Source organism: Microcoleus sp. BROC3, assembly GCF_036702515.1.
Lineage (GTDB): Bacteria > Cyanobacteriota > Cyanobacteriia > Cyanobacteriales > Microcoleaceae > Microcoleus.
The window spans coordinates 1-20,368 of sequence record NZ_JAUBTQ010000003.1 but is presented as its reverse complement, the minus strand read 5'-3'; the positions used below and the strand labels follow the sequence as shown (position 1 = coordinate 20,368).

At 46.4% G+C, this 20,368-nt stretch carries 13 protein-coding genes; 3 read left to right on the top strand and 10 right to left on the bottom strand.

The features are described 5' to 3' along the window. Positions 1 to 178: 178 nt before the first annotated feature. The 4 genes from ctaD to QUB30_RS02560 form a co-directional block, all read right to left on the bottom strand. Positions 179 to 1,984, bottom strand: coding sequence for a cytochrome c oxidase subunit I (gene ctaD / locus QUB30_RS02575; RefSeq protein ID WP_333328620.1), 1,806 nt, complete (start codon positions 1,982 to 1,984; stop codon positions 179 to 181). 78 nt (positions 1,985 to 2,062) lie between these two features. Further along, positions 2,063 to 3,064 carry a cytochrome c oxidase subunit II gene (locus tag QUB30_RS02570; RefSeq protein ID WP_333328618.1) on the bottom strand — a complete coding sequence of 334 codons (1,002 nt, stop codon included), beginning with the start codon at positions 3,062 to 3,064 and terminating at the stop codon, positions 2,063 to 2,065. Positions 3,065 to 3,285: 221 nt separating this feature from the next. Further along, complete coding sequence (locus tag QUB30_RS02565) at positions 3,286 to 4,044, bottom strand: class I SAM-dependent methyltransferase (RefSeq protein WP_333328615.1); 759 nt, start codon at positions 4,042 to 4,044, stop codon at positions 3,286 to 3,288. 112 nt (positions 4,045 to 4,156) lie between these two features. Then, positions 4,157 to 5,194: an LD-carboxypeptidase gene (locus QUB30_RS02560; RefSeq protein WP_333328612.1), complete on the bottom strand. Its 1,038-nt coding sequence runs from the start codon at positions 5,192 to 5,194 to the stop codon at positions 4,157 to 4,159. Positions 5,195 to 5,267: 73 nt separating this feature from the next. Here QUB30_RS02560 and QUB30_RS02555 point away from each other — a divergent pair, with 73 nt between their 5' ends. The 3 genes from QUB30_RS02555 to QUB30_RS02545 all read left to right on the top strand — a co-directional run bounded on the left by QUB30_RS02555 (position 5,268) and on the right by QUB30_RS02545 (position 10,134). Continuing rightward, entirely contained in the window at positions 5,268 to 6,701 is a 1,434-nt protein-coding gene (locus tag QUB30_RS02555) for a carotenoid oxygenase family protein (protein ID WP_333328608.1), read from the top strand. 714 nt (positions 6,702 to 7,415) lie between these two features. Further along, complete coding sequence (locus QUB30_RS02550) at positions 7,416 to 8,240, top strand: SDR family NAD(P)-dependent oxidoreductase (protein ID WP_333328605.1); 825 nt, start codon at positions 7,416 to 7,418, stop codon at positions 8,238 to 8,240. Positions 8,241 to 8,379: 139 nt separating this feature from the next. Next, the gene (locus QUB30_RS02545) at positions 8,380 to 10,134 is read left to right on the top strand and encodes an asparagine synthase-related protein (RefSeq protein ID WP_333328602.1); all 1,755 of its coding nucleotides are present in this window, start codon (positions 8,380 to 8,382) and stop codon (positions 10,132 to 10,134) included. Positions 10,135 to 10,316: 182 nt separating this feature from the next. Here QUB30_RS02545 and QUB30_RS02540 read toward each other — a convergent pair whose 3' ends face one another. From QUB30_RS02540 to QUB30_RS02515, 6 genes are all read right to left on the bottom strand, one after another. Next, complete coding sequence (locus tag QUB30_RS02540; RefSeq protein ID WP_333328598.1) at positions 10,317 to 11,504, bottom strand: hypothetical protein; 1,188 nt, start codon at positions 11,502 to 11,504, stop codon at positions 10,317 to 10,319. A 20-nt stretch (positions 11,505 to 11,524) separates the two neighbouring features. After that, a complete protein-coding gene (locus QUB30_RS02535) occupies positions 11,525 to 12,757 on the bottom strand; it encodes a decarboxylase (protein ID WP_333328594.1) in 1,233 nt (410 codons plus the stop codon). A gap of 138 nt (positions 12,758 to 12,895) precedes the next feature. Further along, complete coding sequence (locus tag QUB30_RS02530; RefSeq protein WP_333328591.1) at positions 12,896 to 14,755, bottom strand: asparagine synthetase B family protein; 1,860 nt, start codon at positions 14,753 to 14,755, stop codon at positions 12,896 to 12,898. Positions 14,756 to 14,788: 33 nt separating this feature from the next. After that, positions 14,789 to 15,235 (bottom strand): hypothetical protein, encoded by a 447-nt coding sequence (locus tag QUB30_RS02525; protein WP_333328588.1) that lies wholly within the window; start codon positions 15,233 to 15,235, stop codon positions 14,789 to 14,791. Positions 15,236 to 15,409: 174 nt separating this feature from the next. Then, complete coding sequence (locus QUB30_RS02520; protein ID WP_333328585.1) at positions 15,410 to 18,376, bottom strand: tetratricopeptide repeat protein; 2,967 nt, start codon at positions 18,374 to 18,376, stop codon at positions 15,410 to 15,412. A gap of 58 nt (positions 18,377 to 18,434) precedes the next feature. Further along, on the bottom strand, positions 18,435 to 20,368 hold a 1,934-nt coding region (locus QUB30_RS02515; protein WP_333328582.1), incomplete at its 5' end, for a CHAT domain-containing tetratricopeptide repeat protein.

Here is a 20,368-nt window from a genome sequence, read left to right as displayed (position 1 = left end):
TATAGCGAAGTCTCGATCCCCCTAAATCCCCCTTCTTAAGGGGGAAGAAAGAGTGTGTCCGGTTCCCCCCTTCTTAAGGGGGGCTAGGGGGGATCGAGAGTTTAATCGTCAGATAGCAGATCCGTACTAAGTTAGACGTGTTTGTTGACATTAATGACTAATGACTGATGACTAATAACTATTCGCCATCTTGACTTTCATCAGCAGGAGAATCAACATTTATCTCGGATTCAGGAGCGACCAAAGTTGCAGTACGGCCCAAGAAAGTTGAAGCTTGAGCCTCCGCAATAGGAATACCTGTTTTCTGCGCGTTGCGGGTGGCATTTTCCCTCAGCTTGAGTCTGAGACGTTCCCCAGTATGCTGAATTTTTTCCATGCCGTAATCGTAAGGCCCCGTTGCCAATACCGGCACTCCTTCAAAATTTTCGATCGGAGGCGGCGAAGTCGTCATCCATTCCAAACTCAAAGCTTGCCAAGGATTGTCACCTGCTTTCGGGCCGTACCTCCAGCTCCAAATCACATTAATGATAAACGGGATTGTAGACACTGCCAGCATATAAGCACCGACAGTACAAATGACATTAATTGTGGTAAATTTCGGGTCGTACATTGCCACCCGCCGGGGCATTCCTTGCATCCCCAAAGCGTGCATCGGCAAGAAAGTTACAGTAAAGCCAACATAGGTTAAAACAAAGTGAACTCTACCCCAAAATTCATTAATCATCCGCCCCGTCATTTTGGGGAACCAGTGGTAAAAAGCAGCGTAAATGCCAAACACTGAGCCACCAAACAGCACGTAGTGCAGGTGAGCGACGACAAAATAAGTGTCGTGAACGTGAATGTCGAAAGGTACGGAAGCCACCATGATCCCGGTGATGCCGCCGAGCACAAATGTTGAGATAAAACCCATCCCAAATAGCATCGCGCTGACAAGCCGGAGTTTTCCTCCCCAAATAGTTGCCAACCAGCTAAATATTTTAATCCCAGTTGGTACGGCGATGATCATAGTGGTGATCATAAAAAACATCCGCAGCCAGCCGGGAGTACCGCTGGTAAACATATGGTGCGCCCACACGATCAAGCCCAAAAAGCTGATCGCGAGACTGGAATATGCGATCGCCAAATAACCGAAAATTGGCTTGCGCGAATGCACTGGCAAAACTTCTGAAATAACCCCGAAAAAGGGCATAATCATAATGTAAACTGCCGGGTGCGAATAAAACCAGAATAAATGCTGGTAGACGATGGGATCGCCGTTGCCTGTCGGGTTAAAAAATGCCGTCCCCGCTAACAAGTCAAACGACAGCAAAATCAAAGCTGCGGCTAACACTGGAGTAGCAATCAAAGTCAGCGCTGAAGTCGCAATCATCGCCCAGCAAAACAAGGGCATATCATTGAGACCCATGCTCGGAACCCGCATGGTAAAGATGGTAATGGCAAAATTCACCGCCCCCAAAATCGAAGAAGTTCCCAGAATCAAAACGCTGAGAATCCAAATTTCTTCCCCCGCTTGAGCAGTAACTAAGCTCAAAGGCGGATAGGAAGTCCAACCCGCCTGCGGAGCTCCTACCAAAAAACTGCTCAACAGCAACACGCCGCCTACGGGAATCAGCCAAAAGGCAACGGCATTCAGCCTGGGAAATGCCATATCTTGTGCCCCAATCATTAAGGGGATCAAAAAGTTAGCAAATCCGGCTCCGGCGGGTACGATCCACAGGAAGATCATCACCGTCGCGTGAACAGTAAATAAACTGTTGTAGAGTTCGGGGGTGACAAAATCCGCGTCGGGGGTGGCGAGTTCTGTTCGCACCAAAGTTGCCATCACGCCGCCGATTAGATAGAAAATAAATGTTGTTACCAGGTATTGAATACCGATAACTTTGTGGTCGGTATTAAAAGTGAAGTAGTCGCGCCAATGTCTATCGGCGGGCGCTGTTCCGCGAGCCTCAGTGTTGGCACTTTCTTGGAACTGTGCTTGTGTCATAGTTATTAGTCATTAGTTATTAGTCATTAGTTATTAGCTCAGGATCTTTGATCCAGTGCCAGGAACTAATGACTATTTTTAGTGATGAGTTGGGTGAAGTTGTTCTAGGGTTTCGGAATTAATTTTTATTTCCCTGACGTAGGGAGCCAAAAATTCACCGTCTGACAATTCCCCAGGATTGACTGCAACTGCTTGCTCTAAGTTTTGACTGCTAGCAACTTGCTGGCTTTGCAGCCAAGTGTCGAATTCTTCTGGCGTGTGAACGACTGCTACAGCTTTCATCGCTCCGTGATAAGCGCCGCACAATTCAGCACAAACAACCCGGTATTCGCCGGTTTTAGTTGGTGTAAATCTCAGTTCGCTCGGCCGCCCGGGAATTGCATCTTGTTTGAGGCGAAATTCGGGCAGCCAAAATGCGTGCAGCACGTCTTGGGCTGAGATATTTAGCTGTACGTCGCGGTTGACTGGCATATGCAGTTCGCCAGAACTAACGCCGCTTTCTGGATAGCTAAAAATCCAGGCGTACTGCAAACCTGTGACATTTACAACTAAGTCTGCTGGTTTGTCTTCATTTTCTGGGGAAGCGCCTACGCCTAAAGCAACGAGTTTTTGAGACGGAATTTGAGGGGCGTTTTGGGGTGTATCTGAGAGTGTGGCTGCGATCGCACTTCCCCGCATTTTAGAGTGCGCTTGCATGGTGCCGTGGTCGTGATTGCCCATCGGATCGAGGCCTCCCATTGAGTTGTAAATCTCAAAACTGTAGACTCCGATTCCTAAAATAATCACCGCCGGCACGGCTGTCCAAAGAATTTCTAAGGGAAAGTTGTCATGCCAAGGCGGGCCGTCTGTGTTGTCTCCTTGACGACGGCGATATTTAATTGCAGCAACGATGAGAATTCCCTGGACCATGATAAATAGTCCAGTGGAAATGGTCATCATTGTATTGAAAAGTGCGTCTATGTCGGATGCTTCATCAGAGGCGGCGATCGGCAGTAAACCGTGATTCTGCCCGTACCAGAGACTGATCAGAGTCACTCCGATGCCGGCGAGCATGGTGAGGATGGAACTTGGAATGTTCACGCTGGTACTTCTTAATAGCGACACTTCTTCGCTTGAAAAATGAAGGAAGCGCCTCTGGGTTATCAATTTTTAATTGTAAATGGTATTTTTAGTAAAATGTCTATCTTAAGGGTTACTTAAGGCTTAGTATGTTTGACCGAGCGCCCGAGCGCCTCAAAAATACGTCTTTTGTACCTTGACAAAAATGAGTAAAAATGCTACACAATCGCTCTGTTTGGCTGCTAAATTTGAGATTTTTTCTCAAACACCATCAAATGCTGCTGGGGCAACATATCTTTTGTCTCTTTCCATACTAAACCGACGGCTGCCATTTCTTTTTTAACCTGCTTCTGCGTCATTTTGTGCAAACCTTTAATGGGAATCATCGGGTTTTCGCCTCGATACTCGATCGATACAGTGCGGCCTCCCGGTTTGAGTGCTTTCACAATTCCTTGCATCATTTCTCTGGGATATGCAAATTCGTGATAAGCATCCACCATCACAACTAAATCTACGCTATTTTCAGGCAAATTTGGATTGTCGATTCTGCCCAAAACTGGCTCAACGTTAGCGATATTTTTTTCTTGTTTATTCAATTTAATAAAATTAATCATTTCCGGCTGCACGTCAACGGCCAAAACCTTTCCTTCTGGAACTAAGGGAGCGATGCGAAAGCTAAAATATCCAGTTCCCGCTCCAATATCGGCTACAATATCGGTTGGTTTTAAATCGAGATTGTTGACTAATCGAGCTGATTTTTCTTCCATGCCGCGAGACGGTCTTTCCAGCCAACCAGCGCCTTGATATCCCATGACTTGAGCAATTTCTCGACCCATGTAAAATTTGCCAATGCCGTCGGGATTGTGGACGGTTCGCTGCTGATAAATTGTGTCGCCATTTGCGGTTTTACTTGCTGCTGCACAGGCATTGAGCGGCAAGATGCAAAGAATTGTCAAAATTATTACTGTTAATGGTTTAAGGAATTGTGCGGTTTTTTTCACGATATTTCAGATTTTGTGTTTAAATTTATTTCTCGTTTTCTCGTTCCCTGGCTCTGCCTGGGAACGCAGATCCGGAGGCTCTGCCTCGGTAATATCCAGAATAGTTTAAGATTTAGCTGACAGCGGATTCTAACAATTTAATTGTACCAGAGTCAGCGTCAATTTCAACTTCTAGGCCGATCGGCAAAGTGAACTGTTCCCGGATGTGTCCCACCATTGAACCGTACCACGCGGGAATCTTTAAAGGGCGAATGTGGTCGGACAAGACTTGAGGCAAGGTTAGGGACTCTTGGGGTTTTTCAGCTTCGCACTTGGTACACTGTCCGAAAATAAAACCTGATATTTTATCGAGAATGCCCGCTAATTTGAGCTGGGTCAACATTCTATCGATGCGATAAACTTCTTCGCCAACTTCCTCGACAAACAAAATACTATTTTCCCACTCCGGCAAATAAGCCGAACCCACCATTGCTGCGATTACTGATAAATTGCCGCCGATTAGTTTTCCCTTAGCTGTGCCCCGCCCGATTGTTGCAACTTTCACGCTTTGGGAGTTTTGCATCGTAACAGAACCTCCCTCAAACAAAACTTTCTTGACGTAATCCACTGTAAAGGGGCTCCAAGTTGACGCACCTAAAGGGCCGTGAAAAGTAACTCTATTAGTTTTAGCATAAATCGCCAATAACAGCGCAGTAATATCGCTGAATCCCATAATAATTTTGGGATTGTTGCGGATAATATTGTAATCCAGGAGCGGCAAGATCCGACCGCAGCCCCAGCCGCCCATCCCGGTAAAAATAGCTCGCACTGAGTCATCGGCAAAGGCTGCGTTGACATCGGCGGCGCGATCGGCATCCTTGCCCGCTAAATAGCCGTAGCGGTCGTAAAAATGCTCTCCCAGTTTAACTTTTAATCCCAGCTTTTCGATAACTTTAAAAAAATCCTCGATTTCTTTTTTGTAATTGAAAGCAGCAGGATTGATTAAAGCTATAGTATCGCCAACTTGCAGGCGGCGCGGCTTAACGATCGCAGTTTTCGGAGATAGGTTGGTTTGGGCGATCCTCTTCGAGGGCTTCGCTAACGGCAAAAGCTGAGTACCAATAGCAGTAAACCCAAAAGTTCTGAGCAGAACACGGCGGCGGAGAGTCATAGCTGTTAGTTAATTTTTGCTATAATTGTATAGCAAAAATTCTGTCATATCAGTTTAAAATTGCGAGTTTCCAATGAAAACAGACACTAATATCTCAGCTAAAAAATCTTGGGCTCAAGCTTTAGCCCGTCCGGCTGCGGAATTTCCCCTGACTCAGTTATCCGTTAAAAGCGGTAAAATTCCCGCAGGATTGCGGGGAACTCTCTACCGTAACGGACCAGCACGTTTGCAACGCGGCGGCATGAATGCGGGACATTGGTTTGATGGCGACGGTGCAATTTTGGCAGTACATTTTACCGATGCGGGTGCTGCGGCTGTTTATCGCTACGTGGAAACAGCGGGATATCAAGCTGAGGAAAAAGCCGATAAATTTCTCTACAGTAATTATGGCATGACAGCACCGGTGCCTGCGTGGTTGCGGTGGAAGAAATCTGTTAAAAATGCTGCCAATACTTCTGTTTTAGCTTTGCCCGATCGCCTTTTAGCTTTGTGGGAAGGTGGCTGGCCTCACAGCCTCGATTTGCAAACTCTGGAAACTCAGGGAACGGACGATTTAGGCAGTTTAGAGAGCGGATCTTCTTATTCAGCTCACTGCAAGCGCGACCCGATTACTGGGAATATTTTTAACTTTGGGATTACACATGGTGCGAGTACAAAGTTGAATCTATATAAAAGCGATCCTACAGGCCAAATTGTGCAACAAGGAACTGTTGCTTTAGATGGCCCTCCTATGCTCCACGATTTTGTTCTGGCTGGAAAGTATCTAATATTTTTTGTGCCACCTGTACGACTCAAATTTTTGCCAGTGTTAGCTGGAATTAGCAGTTACAGCGACTCTTTGGAATGGAAACCCGAGTTAGGAACGCAGATATTAGTTATTGACTCGGAAACTCTCTCTTTAGTTAGTCGCGGCGAAACCGATTCTTGGTTTCAGTGGCATTTTGCTAACGGTTTTGTCAAGGAAGATGGTTCGGTGGCCGTTGATTTAGTGCGCTTGGCTGACTTTAAAACTAATCAGCGCCTGAAAGAAGTCGCGGCGGGTGAAACTCGCACCGATGCGGAGGGGACTCTGTGGCGGGTGCATCTCAATCCTCTGACGGGCAAAGTGACAGCAACAGAAGAATTGTTGGATCTACCTTGCGAATTTCCGACGGTACCTGCTTCAGAAATAGGGCAAGACTCGCGATATATTTATCTGGCAATGTATCGGCCTGACGTTGATATTGTAGCGGAACGTTACGGTGCGATCGCCCGTTTGGACACGCAAAACCGCAATCTCACAATTGCCGACTTGGGCGAAAATCGCTATCCCGCAGAGCCCATCTACGTTCCAGATATTTCCTCTGAAAAAGGTTGGATAGTAACAGTTATTTATGACGGCAATTCTGACAGCAGCGAAGTCTGGATATTTGACAGCGACGGACTTTCAGAGTCTCCTGTTTGCCAGCTAGAATTGCCCGGTGTCATACCTTTGGGCTTTCACGGCACTTGGAAATCCGCCGTATGAGAATTGTGTAAAGAAGTGTTGCGGAAGATTTATTAAAAATTGTTGCCGCTTTAACTTCTAGTTGTTAAGGTGTGTGTAGATAGGAAATTCTCATATCTAGGAGGTGTGGAATTGATAATCTGCATTGCTCAATTATCCTGTGCCAATTCGCACGAATCCCCGGCGATTTTTAGTCGCGGTTGCACAGGAGATCGTCTGCCTCTGCGGACTAAAAAAAGAGGGGTAATTAAGCCCCAAAAAATGATAAATTCGGGGTGAATATTCCCGGCGAATAAATTCGCGGCTACACAGGCAAAGTCCGCCTCTGCGGACTGAAGAAAACCAATCCCCGGCGAATAAATTCGCGGCTGCACAGGCAAAGTCCACCTCCGCTAACTGAAGAAAGAGCGGTATTAAAGCCAGCTTTGGCATGATTCCCGACTAGGTTTTCTCATCTCACGTTTGTCTGCTTGCATGAGGTTAAATGACCAGATATTTGACTGATTCCTGGCAAACTAAAAGTTTAGTTCAACTCACGCGCACGTTAGCGATTCAAAAGTTTTTTGTTTTGAGTTAACCCCACGAAAAAATTAGGCTTGTCGGAACAAGATAGCCTTTCCCAAAATTATGAATTATGAGTTGTTACCGCCAAAACATTCAACTCATAACTGATAATTCACAACTCACAACTCATAACTCCGTGCCGCGGTGAGCATCAACCAAAAGGTTTAATCTATGCAACTTCAAGGAAAAACAGCTCTTGTTACAGGAGCTTCGCGCGGAATTGGGCGATCGATCGCCCTGGAATTAGCGAGACAAGGAGTCAAACGTTTGTTGATTGTGGCGCGCAACCGCAAGCAATTAATTGAACTGGCAGAGGAAATCGATCTTTTTGGCACAGAAGTAGTGCCGTTAGCTTTGGATTTAACTCAGTCAGTAGCGGTGAATATTGCGATCGCCCAAGCTTGGCGAGATAGCGGCCCGATTCACCTGCTAGTCAACTGTGCGGGCGTCGCCCACCAAGCATCATTCTTGCGTTCCCCGCTGCCGTTAATCGAGGAAGAAATCGCCTTAAATTTGCTCGGAACCTACACAATTACCCGCTTAGTAGCGAGGCGAATGGCGACTCAAAAAGAGGGAACCATCGTCAATGTTTCGAGCTTGATGGGAAAAATTGCCGCTCCGACAATGGCGACTTATTCTGCTACCAAATTTGCCATTTTGGGATTCACCCAAGCTTTGCGAAGCGAGTTAACTCAGTACAATGTTCGAGTCACAGCTTTGCTGCCCTCTCTAACAGATACCGACATGGTGCGAGACTTGGAACAATTTCGCTGGGTAGTGCCCACAACTCCTGAAAAAGTTGCCCTAGCACTGGTGGCGGGATTGCACAAAGATGCGCCGGAAATCTTAGTAGGATATCAAAGTCATCTAGCAGTTTGGTGTCACCGAATTGCTCCTTGGCTGCTGGATTTTGTGTTGCGGATGGCAACTCCCGAACTTCGGGATAAATCGCAGCGCGATCGCAAATTGCGGGAGGCTTTAGCTAGCGGGCGATAAACCCTTTTATGGGCGGGCTTTCCGGCCCACCCTACAAGAAAACTCATTCTTTGTGGAACGGGCATCTTGCCCGTTCTTGAGAATGGTGCAAAATGTAAGTTATAGTTGATAATACTTATCATTATATTGAGTTCCAAAAATGAGCGATAAAAAATCATTTCTCAATTATAAAGGTAGCCAAAAACAAAAATCCTCTCTACCTCCAAATTCTCTGGTTGAATTAGCCTCTAGTTGGCGGATAGCTTGGGGGAAAACAGACAGCATCGAAGATAAGACAGCGTGGCGAGAAGGTCAAATTGCTATTATTGGCTCCAACCAAAATGCTCAGCTAATTCTAAGTCCATCAGAAAAATTTGCAGTTGTCGGCGATATTTGGCTGAGCAACCGATTAGAATTGCTCGAAAGATTGGGGATTTCTGCGAATAGCTGGCAGGGGTGCGATCGCCAATTAGTAGCTCAACTGTGGGAACGCTGGGGCGTTGAATGTTTGCCGATGCTGGCGGGTATGTTCGCGTTTGCGGTTTGGGACAGAGAAAGGCAAGTTTTGCGGCTGGCGCGCGATCGCACGGGTGCGCGCACTGTTTACTACACTGATGTTGGCGCGACTCGCTGGATTGCTCCTCAACAAAGGGCGATCGCACAATACCATTCAAGGGCGATCGACCTCGTAGCGCTGCGAGATTACCTCTGCTGCTCCTTCGTTCCGGGCGATCGTACCCTCTGGCAGCAAGTGCGAGAACTGCGCCCAGGAAGCGTTTTGAGCTTCCCTGACGAGACGATTTCCGCTTACTGGGAACTCCGAGAACAAGTGGTCGAGGCCGAACAATCTTTAGAATGGCACGGCGCGAGATTGCGCTCTCTTTTAGATGAAATTGTCCGAGAATATTTGCCTGCAAATCAACCTGTAGGCGTCTTTCTTTCCGGCGGGTTAGACTCTAGCTGCATCGCCGCTTTAGCTGCTAAATTTCACGATCGACCAGTTCACACTTACTCAATTCATTTTGGTGCAGAATGCGCCAACGAATTAGAGTTTTCCAGTCTAGTCGCCCGACACTGCCAAACTCAACACCACATTTTAGAAATTACCTTTCGGGATATGTGGGAAAAATTGCCAGAAACGATGAGCTATTTAGACGATCCGATCGGCGATCCGCTGACAGTGCCAAACTTGCTATTAGGAAAATTGGCGCGAGAATCGGTCGAAGTTGTCCTCAACGGCGAAGGCGGCGACCCCTGTTTTGGCGGGCCGAAAAATCAACCGATGCTAATTAACAGCTTGTACAATTCTCTCACTAATTTGGATGCGCTGCCAGCATATTTGATGTCATTTCAAAAGTGCGCTGCGGATTTGCCTCAACTGTTAAAACCGGAAATTTTGGCAGCGGTAAAAACAGAACCTTCGGTATTTAGCGCGGATTTGAATGCCAGCAGCAATTATCTCAATCGATTAATGGCATTAAATATTAAATTTAAGGGAGCAGACCAAATTTTGACCAAAGTCAACAACTTGACTCAAGCTGCTGACTTGCACGGGCGATCGCCTCTTTTCGACCAGCGAATAGTTGACTTGAGCATGACTATTCCACCGGAATACAAACTATCGGGAGTTGTGGAAAAAGCTGTTTTAAAACAAGCGGTTGCAAACCTTTTGCCCGCTCAAATTTTAGACAGGCCCAAAAGCGGGATGCTGGTTCCAGTACAGTTGGGATTTAAGAAGTTTTGGCAGCGAGAAGCTAAAGGTTTGCTGCTGTCGAAAAAAGCTGCGATCGCTCCTTATTTCAATCAATCTTTGATAGGTCAATGGCTAGACTATGAAGGAGATACCTGGGGGCGTTACGGCGTTAAACTGTGGCTGTTGGCGAGTTTAGAAATCTGGCTGCAAGGTAATAAGTAATATCAAATCGGCTTAATTGCACATTATATCTGTAGGGAAACGGCACTGCCGTTTCCTTATCTGCACGGACACCGCAATGCCGTTTCCTTACGCCACAAGATATTTGCGCGGACACGGCAATGCCGTTTCCCTACCGCACAGGATATTTGCGCGGACACGGCAATGCCGTTTCCCCACAAACCTCAACCAAAACTGTCAACAACATAAATAGAACTATCCGTACCGCCTAGCAAAATAAAACTGCTGTCATCGCTGCCTAAATCTCGACTCCCGGCAATGCCTCGATTCAAAATCTGAATTAGTCTTTGAGGACTAAACGATTCCAATTCTACAAAATTACCTACTTCCAACCACTCCAATTCTTCAGCGGATAAATTTTGACGAATTTCTGGCGGCAACTCTACGGCATCTCGTGCATATTCCTGAGAATTTAAAACAAGCATACTGTCACCAGCCGCAATAATTTGCCGGGGTAGCAGTCCGATATCAATAATTAGCGCGCTGCTATCTGGGAACCAATTAGGACTGGTGCGCAGGTGGTCAACTAAACCAAGTCCTCGGGGACTGCAAGCGTGCAAAGCATAGACTTTTAAGTCGGGATTTCGGCGCAGCATTTGCATTATTGTGTCAAAGATACTTTGAGGATATCCGGTAACGCTGAGGACTGCACAGTTGTTTTCAAAGTGAAAATTGTTGGCGATTAAAAATTGGGCAATTTCCGGGCGATCGCACACAACTAATCTATCAAAACTGTAAGCGCTGACATCGGGACTGACGGCAGCATTTTCATTGGTATCGCGGGGAGGTGGCAGCATTTTTGCGATCGGGTTGATTGCTTTCCATTGATTAATACAGGATTGACACTGATAAAAGTCACTCAACAAAGTTTGTGCTGTATTAAATATTTTGTGAGCGTGTTGTTGGTGTATTTTTCTAACTTGTGGACTCCCTGAATTAATAAATGTTAGCCCTAAAATCAAGCAACCTAAAAATAGATAAATGGAAAGTGTGGAACTTAATAATACACTAGAAAAGAGTCCTAATGCTATAATTAGCCATCCGAAAACTACCCAGACAATTCCATTCGGTGGTTGGTCAACAGTTACGTGTGTTGAAGTTGTGTAGAACACTTTAGGACTTTTTTCTTTGAGTCGCCGGCAAAAAAAATAACATAACTGTTGGGGAGTAAAAAACAACGTATCGTTCACTGAAATATCAGCGATCGCCTTGGCAAACATGGCGTCAGTTATTTTGACACGATTGATAGTAGTTGATTCAAAAACAAACCGATGCTGGCATCTTTTGCAGCGACCGCTATTGGCTCTGCGGTCTCTTAAATAATTGTGTGTTCCGCAGTTAATGCACTTCATAAAAATCTCCTATTGATGATTCAAAAAACTTGATTTGCTAACAAAACTCTGTAATCTTCTCTGCGGCGAATTAGGCGGTGTTGGCTATTGTTTTCTAACAGCACTTCCGCTGGCCTCGGACGGTGTAAAAAATGCGACGACATGGCATAGCCGTAAGCCCCCACATCTAAAATAGCCAGAATTTCCCCAACTCTCAAAGCCGGCAGTTGACAGTTTTTCCCCAAATAATCCCGCGAATAAGTAGTATTGCCGCAAACATCAGTAAGATGTAGAGAATTCCGGCAATTCCAGGTATAAATCTCGCGATAACCGCCGTGAACTGACGGCACTGAAAGATTGGCAACAGTAGTATCCACGCCGACAATTTGTTTGGCTTCCTGCCATTTTACGGAAACAACTCTAGCGAGCAAAGTAGCACATCCTGCTACAACAGATCGCCCAGGTTCAACTATTAGCTGAATTTCGCGAACTAGTTGGCTGATTCTGCTGGTTAATTCTGCTCCGAACAGTTCCCAGTCAAAGGTTGTACCTCCGCTGCGGTAAGGATAGCCAAAACCGCCGCCAAAATCGAGATATTCCCAATCTGGCAATTGCTGAGCTGCGGCAATTACAGTATCAATTACTTGAGTAAAAGCTGCGGTAGAATTAGTGCCGGTACCGCGATAAAAATGCAATCCGCTGAGCTTTAATCCGGCTTTTCTAGCGAGGGCGATCGCCTCTGGGAATTCAGTCGATCGCACTCCAATTCGACTGTCTCCTGTTAGTTCGGGCAAATTCAGTCTCAAACCCAAACGAGGCGGTTCTAAAATCTGTTGGTTTTCCCTGAGAGATTGGTAAACCTCACAGCACAACTGCAACTGAGCGAGACTGTCGAAATTCAGAGTTTTGACACCCCATTTGAGAACTTGTGCCATCTCATTTTGGTGCAAATTACTGCCGCTGTAAACAATGTTTTTGGACGCAAAACCTGCCTGAGTTCCTAAATAAATATCCCCCGGTGTATTGGCGTGCAGTCCCCACCCGCAAGCTTGAAAAATTTGCAGCAGTGCGATGTTACCGTTCGTCACGCTGGCAAAACAAAATTGAGTTTTAGGATAGGAAATTGCTTTAGTAATGCGGGCGATCGTCTGGCGCAAAATATCGCTTTGATAAACGTAAAGTGGCGAACCGTAAGTAGCTAATAACTCTTGAGCTAGGGAAAGAGTAAAAGGCGGTTCTTTGAGAATTGATTTGCGCTCTGCAATTGTTGACATAATGGTAAAGTAGATGTTTTTTTAATTAGCAATTATCCCAAATCCAGCTTTAATACCTCACTTATTCTTCAGTCCGCGAAGGCAGACTTCGTTTGTGTAGACGCGGTTTCAACCGCCGATTCATAAAGGGAGTAGCGTTTATTCTGCCCACCGCTGGCGGTAATTCCAAACCGATCGAGGCAACCAAAATGGATGATTCCAAGATTTGTTTTTCACTTCCTCGCCTAAGATTTGCGATCGCCAAATTTGCCACATAATTAACAGCCAAATAATTTCGCCAATGCGGCGGCCTTGAATTCCCGCTGCGAATTTGCCGGACACAATTTGAGCAGCTAAATCGGGTTGCCAGCGTTTCTCTGACAGCAGCACGGCAGGGTTCAACCAATCGCCAATTTGATGCCAAAATTCATTCAAACACCAAGAGGTTAAGGGAACCCCCATACCCCGCTTTTCCCGCCAAACTATTTCCGCCGGCAGCCAATTTTCCACGGCTCGTTTGAGGATGTATTTCTCGCAAGCACCCCGCAAACACAATTCTCCTGACAGTTTAAACGTCCAGTCTGTTAAGGCAAAATCGCAAAAGGGCGATCGCACTTTCAGACCAAAAGCTAGAGCTAAATTAGCAGCGCGGGGATGGATGTTCTGCGCGCCTTTGAGCATCAGCCCCGCGCGGCGGAGGCGGTGCAGCAAAGACCCGCCTAAAGCAGGATTAAGAGCCTCTAGCAGCCAATCTTGAGGGTGCAAATTATGAATTTGAGTGTAAATTTGCGGCTGGTAAACTTTAGTTTCGTATCCCCACAACCGATGAAAAGTTCGCAGGTATTGCAGGGCAAAAGCTTCGTCTCCGGCTGGATTTGCTGCTTGATAAATACCCGCTGCAATCAGGGGTTTATTCGTCCACCCAGCAAATAATTGATCGCCGCCTTCGCCGTTGAAAACGATATCGGTTTCTTGACTCGCAGCTTCATTTAAAAGGTAAAGCGGCACTGTAACTCCGTCGCCAAAAGGCAAATCTAAAGCTTTCACAGCAGAATGCAAAACTTGTTTGATCCGGTGCGGCCTGGCATCTACTTTTACTAAAGGAATTTTCAGCGCGCAGGCAACTTGTTCTGCCCAAGGATGTTCAGGAATTCCGGCTTCGCCAAAGTCGAGAGTATAAGCGCGCACTTTGACTCCGGCTTTTACTAATAAAGCTGCGACAACTGAGGAATCTAAACCGCCTGATAGAAATACTCCGACAGTTTCACTGCTGTTTATATCGGAAATTTGGCGCTCAACTGCATCTTTAAGTAAGTTTTGCAATTGGGCGATCGCTTCTGCTTCGTTTTGTATTTTTTCTGAACTTTCTCCCCATTCCAACAAGCGTTGTGATTTTGGTTCAAAAATGACACCGCTATCTCGATCGCACTCCCAAGTCAATTCGGTTCCGGCGGGAACGGCGAACACATTTTTGACAGGAGTTAAAGGAGTTGGGACATAGGAAAAACAGCTATAACCGTACAAACCGGGAATGCTTACATCTGGCTGTTCGCAAATATTTAAAAGCAGTTGCAATCTCGATGCAAACCAAATACTCTGCCCGATTTGCGTCCAGTAAAGCGTTACTCGCCCGAAGGGTTCCCTTCCCAAAATCAGGCAATTTTCGCGAACGTTTACCCAGACATCAGGTAACAGCAAACCGTTAGCTGATGGATATGTAGATAGTCCAGATGCTGAAAGGGCCGCGATTTGCAAAGTAGGTGAAGCGTAGCTATCCCGCAGGGAATCGCTCTTTTTGGTCGGCAAGCTTGGCGCGCGATCGAGTTCGGTACTAGCAACATTCCAAATTGGGTGATTTAGGCCGCCGGCGATGGAGAAACTGGAAGAATCCTCGACTTTTTGAACTGGAATTTCTCTGGCCGACTGGCTGATGATTTTCGCCAGCAGCGCGTCTGATTTGTGGCGAGAATCGCAGCCCCAGTATCCTAAAAATTGACGCGGTTTGTTGGTAATTCCCATATTAAAATCTATCCATAGGCGAGTTTTTTATGATTATTTAACTTCAAAGGATGTACTGCCGATCGCGCGACTTTCAACGAACATTTTAACTTGCCAATTTCCGGTAGCAGCAGCAGTACCAATTTGGTAGCGGCATTGAGTATTCCAGATAGGTTTGTCGATTTCGCGAGTCTGATAGCGGTTTTGTTTGACAACTTGACCGCTGGGGTCAATCCAATCGCAAGATAACGACAGTTTTTTCCCTATCGGTGCATCTTTCAAGGTAGTACGGTAAAAGATTTCTGGATTATTTTGGCGGGAAATAACTGTCAAATTGCCACCATCATCCTGCACCGAGGTTATGCGGTTTTGTTGAATTGAAACGCGATCGATCGCTTGTCGGTTTTGCTGAATGTAGAATCCGGTAATTGCGATCGCCCCCGCAGCAGCAGCCAATCCTCCTGCAATTCTTAGTTGAGTTTGAGTCAGTCCATTTTCCATATATTAAGACCCAGTAGGGTTTTTTATGAATGTTGTTCATGAATGTGGCTTACTGACATTAGTTAATTAACATCCTAAAACAGGTTAAACTTAAAGTAAAACACGCTAAACTTAAAGTCAATTCATAAATGTCATAACTTTTAGTTCATAAAAGTCATAATTATTTTTTCACAATCATTTCCATTCGCCCTGAAGGGTAAAAGCCGCCCAATAATAGGGCGATTGCCAGTTTTCCTGCTGCATCATTTCCATCTGCGCCGCCCTCAAAGCTGCCGCCGGCGCTAACTTTTGTTGCACCATTTTTTGATAAAACTTTTGCATTAACACAGCAGTTCCTTCATCATCCACACTCCACAAACTAACGGCCACCCGCTGCGCCCCCGCATACATAAAACCCCTTGTCAATCCCACCATTCCTTCGCCTTTAACATTCTGTCCCATTCCCGATTGACAAGCACTTAAAACCACTAAATTTGCCGCTAATTTCAAGTTAAAAATATCCGTGAGGCGCAAAAAACCATTAACAAGATTGCCTTTGTCATCTACCATCGACATCACAATTCCTGACAGTTCGGGATTTTGGCTGTTGGCAAGGCCGTGGGTGGCAAAGTGAATTATTTGATAATTGGCTAAATTTCCATCGATAGCAGTAGTGCGGCTGGCATCAAAATCAAATATTTGGCGGCTAGAAGCTGAGGGAAACAAGCTGGATATTTTTTGGGCTTCTTGGCGGGTAAATGCGAGGCGTTCGGGCGGCCATTGCCGATTATAAGCGCGAAGCGAGCGATTTAAACCGAGGTTGTTGGCTTCTAATTTTTCTGTGGTTGCTGGGGTGATTTTTCCTTTAATTCTTTCATCATCTGGACTGAAAACAGGGTCGGCTAAAATTGCTAAACTTTGGCCCGGCGGTTTTCTATCTCCGTAATTTTGCCGGATAATAGCGAGAGTTGAGGCGGAAGGCAGGGTAATAATTTCATGTGAGGCAATTAAGGGAACATTGGTATTTTGTCCCCGGGTTTGGTCAAGAGTTAACGCGGGAAAAGGGGTATAGTGCAGCACGCCGTCGGGAACAATTAATAAGCGTTTGTTTCCTAATTGGGCTGCGGCGGGCTGTAAAATTAATTGGCCCAGATTGGCACTGGCCTGGGCAACTTTTTGGGGAATATCTCTCTGGATTGGGCTAGTTACTGCGGTGCGGAAAGCGACTGCTGCTGTTTCAATGTCAACCTGTGAGGGCAATTCATAGCTAGTGAGTCCCGTGGATGTCACAACCCACAAATAACTGCGATATTCGCCAAGGGAATACTGCAATAAAATCGTGTTTTCATCGAGAATCTGTTTCTGAATTTCTGGCAGCGTTAAAGGTTGGGGTTGGGTGAGGGCAGCGTAGCGGGGGCTGGCGGTACGAATCTGGGCTTGAATTTGCTGATATTGTTGCAAAAGTGCGAGGCGCCCAGAGTCGATTTCATCGATTTTAGTTGCGTTGGGGTTGGGGCTGCTGATTGTTTCGATGCGCTGCTTTTCAATGGCATCGAGTTGCTGTTGCAGGCTCTTTTCTTGTTGCAGTAAATCGGGGGAAATGCCTTCGCGAATGTTGGCGTTACTTTCAAAGAGGAGTTCGAGGAGGCTGCGGGCCCTCGAACGTTCGCTGGCTTCTAAGGCTTTGGTATCGTAACCGGATTTAGGATGAGTTTTATGCAGTTGCATTAACAAATCGATGTAGAATTCGTAGTAGTCCTGTACTGTGGCAAAGTATGAGCTGCGGAGTTCGGGGCTGGCTATTTTGGTGCGGAGGTTTTCGATGATTTTAATAGAGAATTCAATGTCGTTGAGGGCTTCGCTAAGATTGTTTTGGTGGCGTTTGGCAGAAGCCATGTTGGAAAAGATGGTAGCTTCCCCGCTGCGATCGCCCACTGCCCGAAATAGGGGAAGGGACTGGCTGTAATACTCTAGCGCTTTCTGTTTTTCTCCCAATTGTGAGTAGACACTGCCTATGTTGCTGAGGGTGGTAGCTTCCCCACGGCGATCGCCTGTTACCCGTTTCAGGGGAAGGGACTGGCTGTAATACTCTAGCGCTTTCTGTTTTTCTCCCAATTCATTGTAGACATAGCCGATGCTGTTGAGGGTGTTCGCTTCCCCACGGCGATCGCCTGTTGCCCGACTCAGGGGAAGCGACTGGCTGTAATACTCTAGCGCTTTCTGTTTTTCTCCCAAATCGGAGTAGGCATCGCCGATATTGGTGAGGGTGGCAGCTTCCCCGCTGCGATCGCCGGTTGCCCGACTCAGGGGAAGCGACTGGCTGTAATACTCTAGCGCTTTCTGTTTTTCTCCCAAATCGGAGTAGACTAAGCCGATGTTGTTGAGGGTGGCAGCTTCCCCGCTGCGATCGCCTGTTGCCCGTTTCAGGGGAAGCGACTGGCTGTAATACTCTAGCGCTTTCTGTTTTTCTCCCAATTGTGAGTAGACTAAGCCGATGTTGTTGAGGGTGGTAGCTTCCCCACGGCGATAGCCGATTGCCCGAAACAGGGGAAGCGACTGGCTGTAATACTCTAGCGCTTTCTGTTTTTCTCCCAATTGTGAGTAGACATTGCCGATGTTGTTGAGGGTGCGAGCTTCCCCACCGCGATCGTCGGTTGCCCGACTCAGGGGAAGCGACTGGCTGTAATACTCTAGCGCTTTCTGTTTTTCTCCCAATTCTGAGTAGACTAAGCCGATGTTGTTGAGGGTGGTAGCTTCCCCGCCGCGATCGCCTACTGCCCGAAACAGGGGAAGCGACTGGCTGTAATACTCTAGCGCCTTCTGTTTTTCTCCCAATTCTGAGTAGACTAAACCGATGTTGTTGAGGGTGGTAGCTTCCCCGCCGCGATCGCCTACTGCCCGAAACAGCTTTAATGCTTCTTCAAATTTGACGATCGCACCTCTTTTTGTTTCCGCCGTTCCTTGCTGGTATAGTTGCAGTCCTTCTTTTAAAGCTTTTGCAGCAGCCTCGCTACTGCTATTTTGCGCCGTTTGTACGGTTTTACCAACAGGCACGGCTACTGCAACTGGTTGACTTAGCTGAACCGAAAGTGCGATCGACATACCGGCCAAAAACCATTGAGTGCGATCGAACATAACCACCCTTTTTGTATTTTTTTCCATCTTACTCACTAGCTCGCTTAGTGTAAAGGCAGGAAGAAGTGATATTATGTCCGCTATATCATTTCCACTCGCCCTGAAGAGTAAAAGCAGCCCAATAATAGGGAGATTGCCATTTTTTCTGCTGCATCATTTCCATCTGTGCCGCCCTCAACGCTGCCGCCGGCGCTAACTTTTGTTGCACCATTTTTTGATAAAATTTTTGCATTAACACAGCAGTTCCTTCATCATCGACATTCCACAAACTAACGGCCACCCGCTGAGCACCTGCATACATAAAACCCCTTGTCAATCCCACCATTCCTTCGCCTTTAATATTCTGCCCCATTCCCGATTGACAAGCACTTAAAACCACTAAATTTGCCGCTAGTTTCAAGTTAAAAATATCCGTGAGGCGCAAAAAACCATTGACAAGATTGCCCTTGTCATCTACGGTAGACATCACAATTCCTGACAGTTCGGGATTTTTGTTGTTGGCAATGCCGTGGGTGGCAAAGTGAACGATTTGATAATTAGCTAAACTGCCGTCGGTAGCGGTAGTGCGACTGGCAGAAAAATCTATTTTTTGACTGCTAGAATCTGAGGGTACTAAGCTTAATATTGTTTGGGCTTCTTGGCGGGTAAATGGTAGGCGATCGGGCGGCCATCCCCGATCGGAAGCACGAAGCGAGCGATTTAAACCGAGGTTGTTTGCTTCTAATTTTTCTGTTGTTGCTTGGGTGATTTTTCCTTTAATTCTTTCATCGTCTGGACTGAAAACTGGATCGGCTAAAATTGCTAAAGTTTGGCTTGGCGGTTTTCTGTCTCCGTAATTTTGCCTGAGAATGGCGAGAGTTGAGGCTGAAGGCAGGGTAATAATTTCATGTTGGGTGATTAAGGGAATATTTGCCTTTTGTCCGGCGGTTTGGGGAAGAGTTAAAGCCGGAAAAGGGGTATAGTGCAGCACTCCGTCGGGAACAATTAATAAGCGTTTGTTTCCTAATTGGGCTGCGGCGGGCTGTAAAATTAATTGACCCAAGTTTGCACTTGCTTGGGCAATTTTTTGGGGAATATTTCTGTAAGTTGCGCTAGTTATTGCGTCTCGGAAATTGCGGGCTGCTGTTTCAATATCGGCGCGTTTTGGCAATTCATAGCTAGTTAGTCCCGTTGATGTCACAACCCACAAATAACTGCGGTCTTCGCCGAGGGAATACTGCAATAAAATCGTGTTTTCATCGAGAATCTGTTTCTGAATTTCTGGGAGTGTTAAAGGTTGGGGTTGGGTGAGGGCAGCGTAACGGGGGCTGGCGCTACGAATCCCGGTTTGAATTTGCTGATATTCTTGCAGGAGTGTGAGGCGCTGTTTCTCTATTTCATCGATTTTAGCTTGCTGGGGATTGGGGCGACTGAGGGCTTCGATGCGCTGCTTTTCAATTGCATCGAGTTGCTGTTTTGCGCGATTTTCTTGTTGCAGTAAATCGGGGTCAATGCCTGCGCGAATGTTGGCGTTACTTTCAAGGAGGAGTTCGAGGAGGCTGCGGGCCCTCGAACGTTCGCTGGCTTCTAAGGCTTTGGTATCGTAACCGGATTTAGGATAAGTTTTATGCAGTTGCATTAACAGGTCGATGTAGAATTCGTAGTAGTTTTGTACTGTGGCAAAGTATGAGGTGCGGAGTTCGGGGCTGGCTATTTTGGTGCGGAGATTTTCGATGATTTTGATAGAGGCTTCAATGTCATTGAGGGCTTCGGGAAGATTTTTTTGGTGGCGTTTGACATCAGCCATGTTGAAAAGGGTGAGAGCTTCTTTTCCAGCGTTGCCGACAGCCCGGCTCAGGGGAAGGGATTGGCTAAAATATTCTAAAGCTTTGTGTTTTTCTCCCAAATCTGAGTAAACTAACCCAATATTGTTGAGGGTAATAGCTTCCATTGAGCGATCGCTGACGGCCCGACTCAGGGGAAGGGATTGGCTGAAATATTCTAAAGCTTTCTGTTTTTCTCCCAAATCTGAGTAAACTA

What these genes read in the sequence shown, in the direction of transcription:
- QUB30_RS02525 (WP_333328588.1), bottom strand. Translation starts at nt 15,235, where the DNA reads ATGGAAAATGGACTGACTCAAACTCAACTAAGAATTGCAGGAGGATTG.
- ctaD (WP_333328620.1), bottom strand. Translation starts at nt 1,984, where the DNA reads ATGACACAAGCACAGTTCCAAGAAAGTGCCAACACTGAGGCTCGCGGA.
- QUB30_RS02540 (WP_333328598.1), bottom strand. Translation starts at nt 11,504, where the DNA reads ATGAAGTGCATTAACTGCGGAACACACAATTATTTAAGAGACCGCAGA.
- QUB30_RS02520 (WP_333328585.1), bottom strand. Translation starts at nt 18,376, where the DNA reads ATGGAAAAAAATACAAAAAGGGTGGTTATGTTCGATCGCACTCAATGG.
- QUB30_RS02545 (WP_333328602.1), top strand. Translation starts at nt 8,380, where the DNA reads ATGAGCGATAAAAAATCATTTCTCAATTATAAAGGTAGCCAAAAACAA.
- QUB30_RS02560 (WP_333328612.1), bottom strand. Translation starts at nt 5,194, where the DNA reads ATGACTCTCCGCCGCCGTGTTCTGCTCAGAACTTTTGGGTTTACTGCT.
- QUB30_RS02555 (WP_333328608.1), top strand. Translation starts at nt 5,268, where the DNA reads ATGAAAACAGACACTAATATCTCAGCTAAAAAATCTTGGGCTCAAGCT.
- QUB30_RS02535 (WP_333328594.1), bottom strand. Translation starts at nt 12,757, where the DNA reads ATGTCAACAATTGCAGAGCGCAAATCAATTCTCAAAGAACCGCCTTTT.
- QUB30_RS02530 (WP_333328591.1), bottom strand. Translation starts at nt 14,755, where the DNA reads ATGGGAATTACCAACAAACCGCGTCAATTTTTAGGATACTGGGGCTGC.
- QUB30_RS02550 (WP_333328605.1), top strand. Translation starts at nt 7,416, where the DNA reads ATGCAACTTCAAGGAAAAACAGCTCTTGTTACAGGAGCTTCGCGCGGA.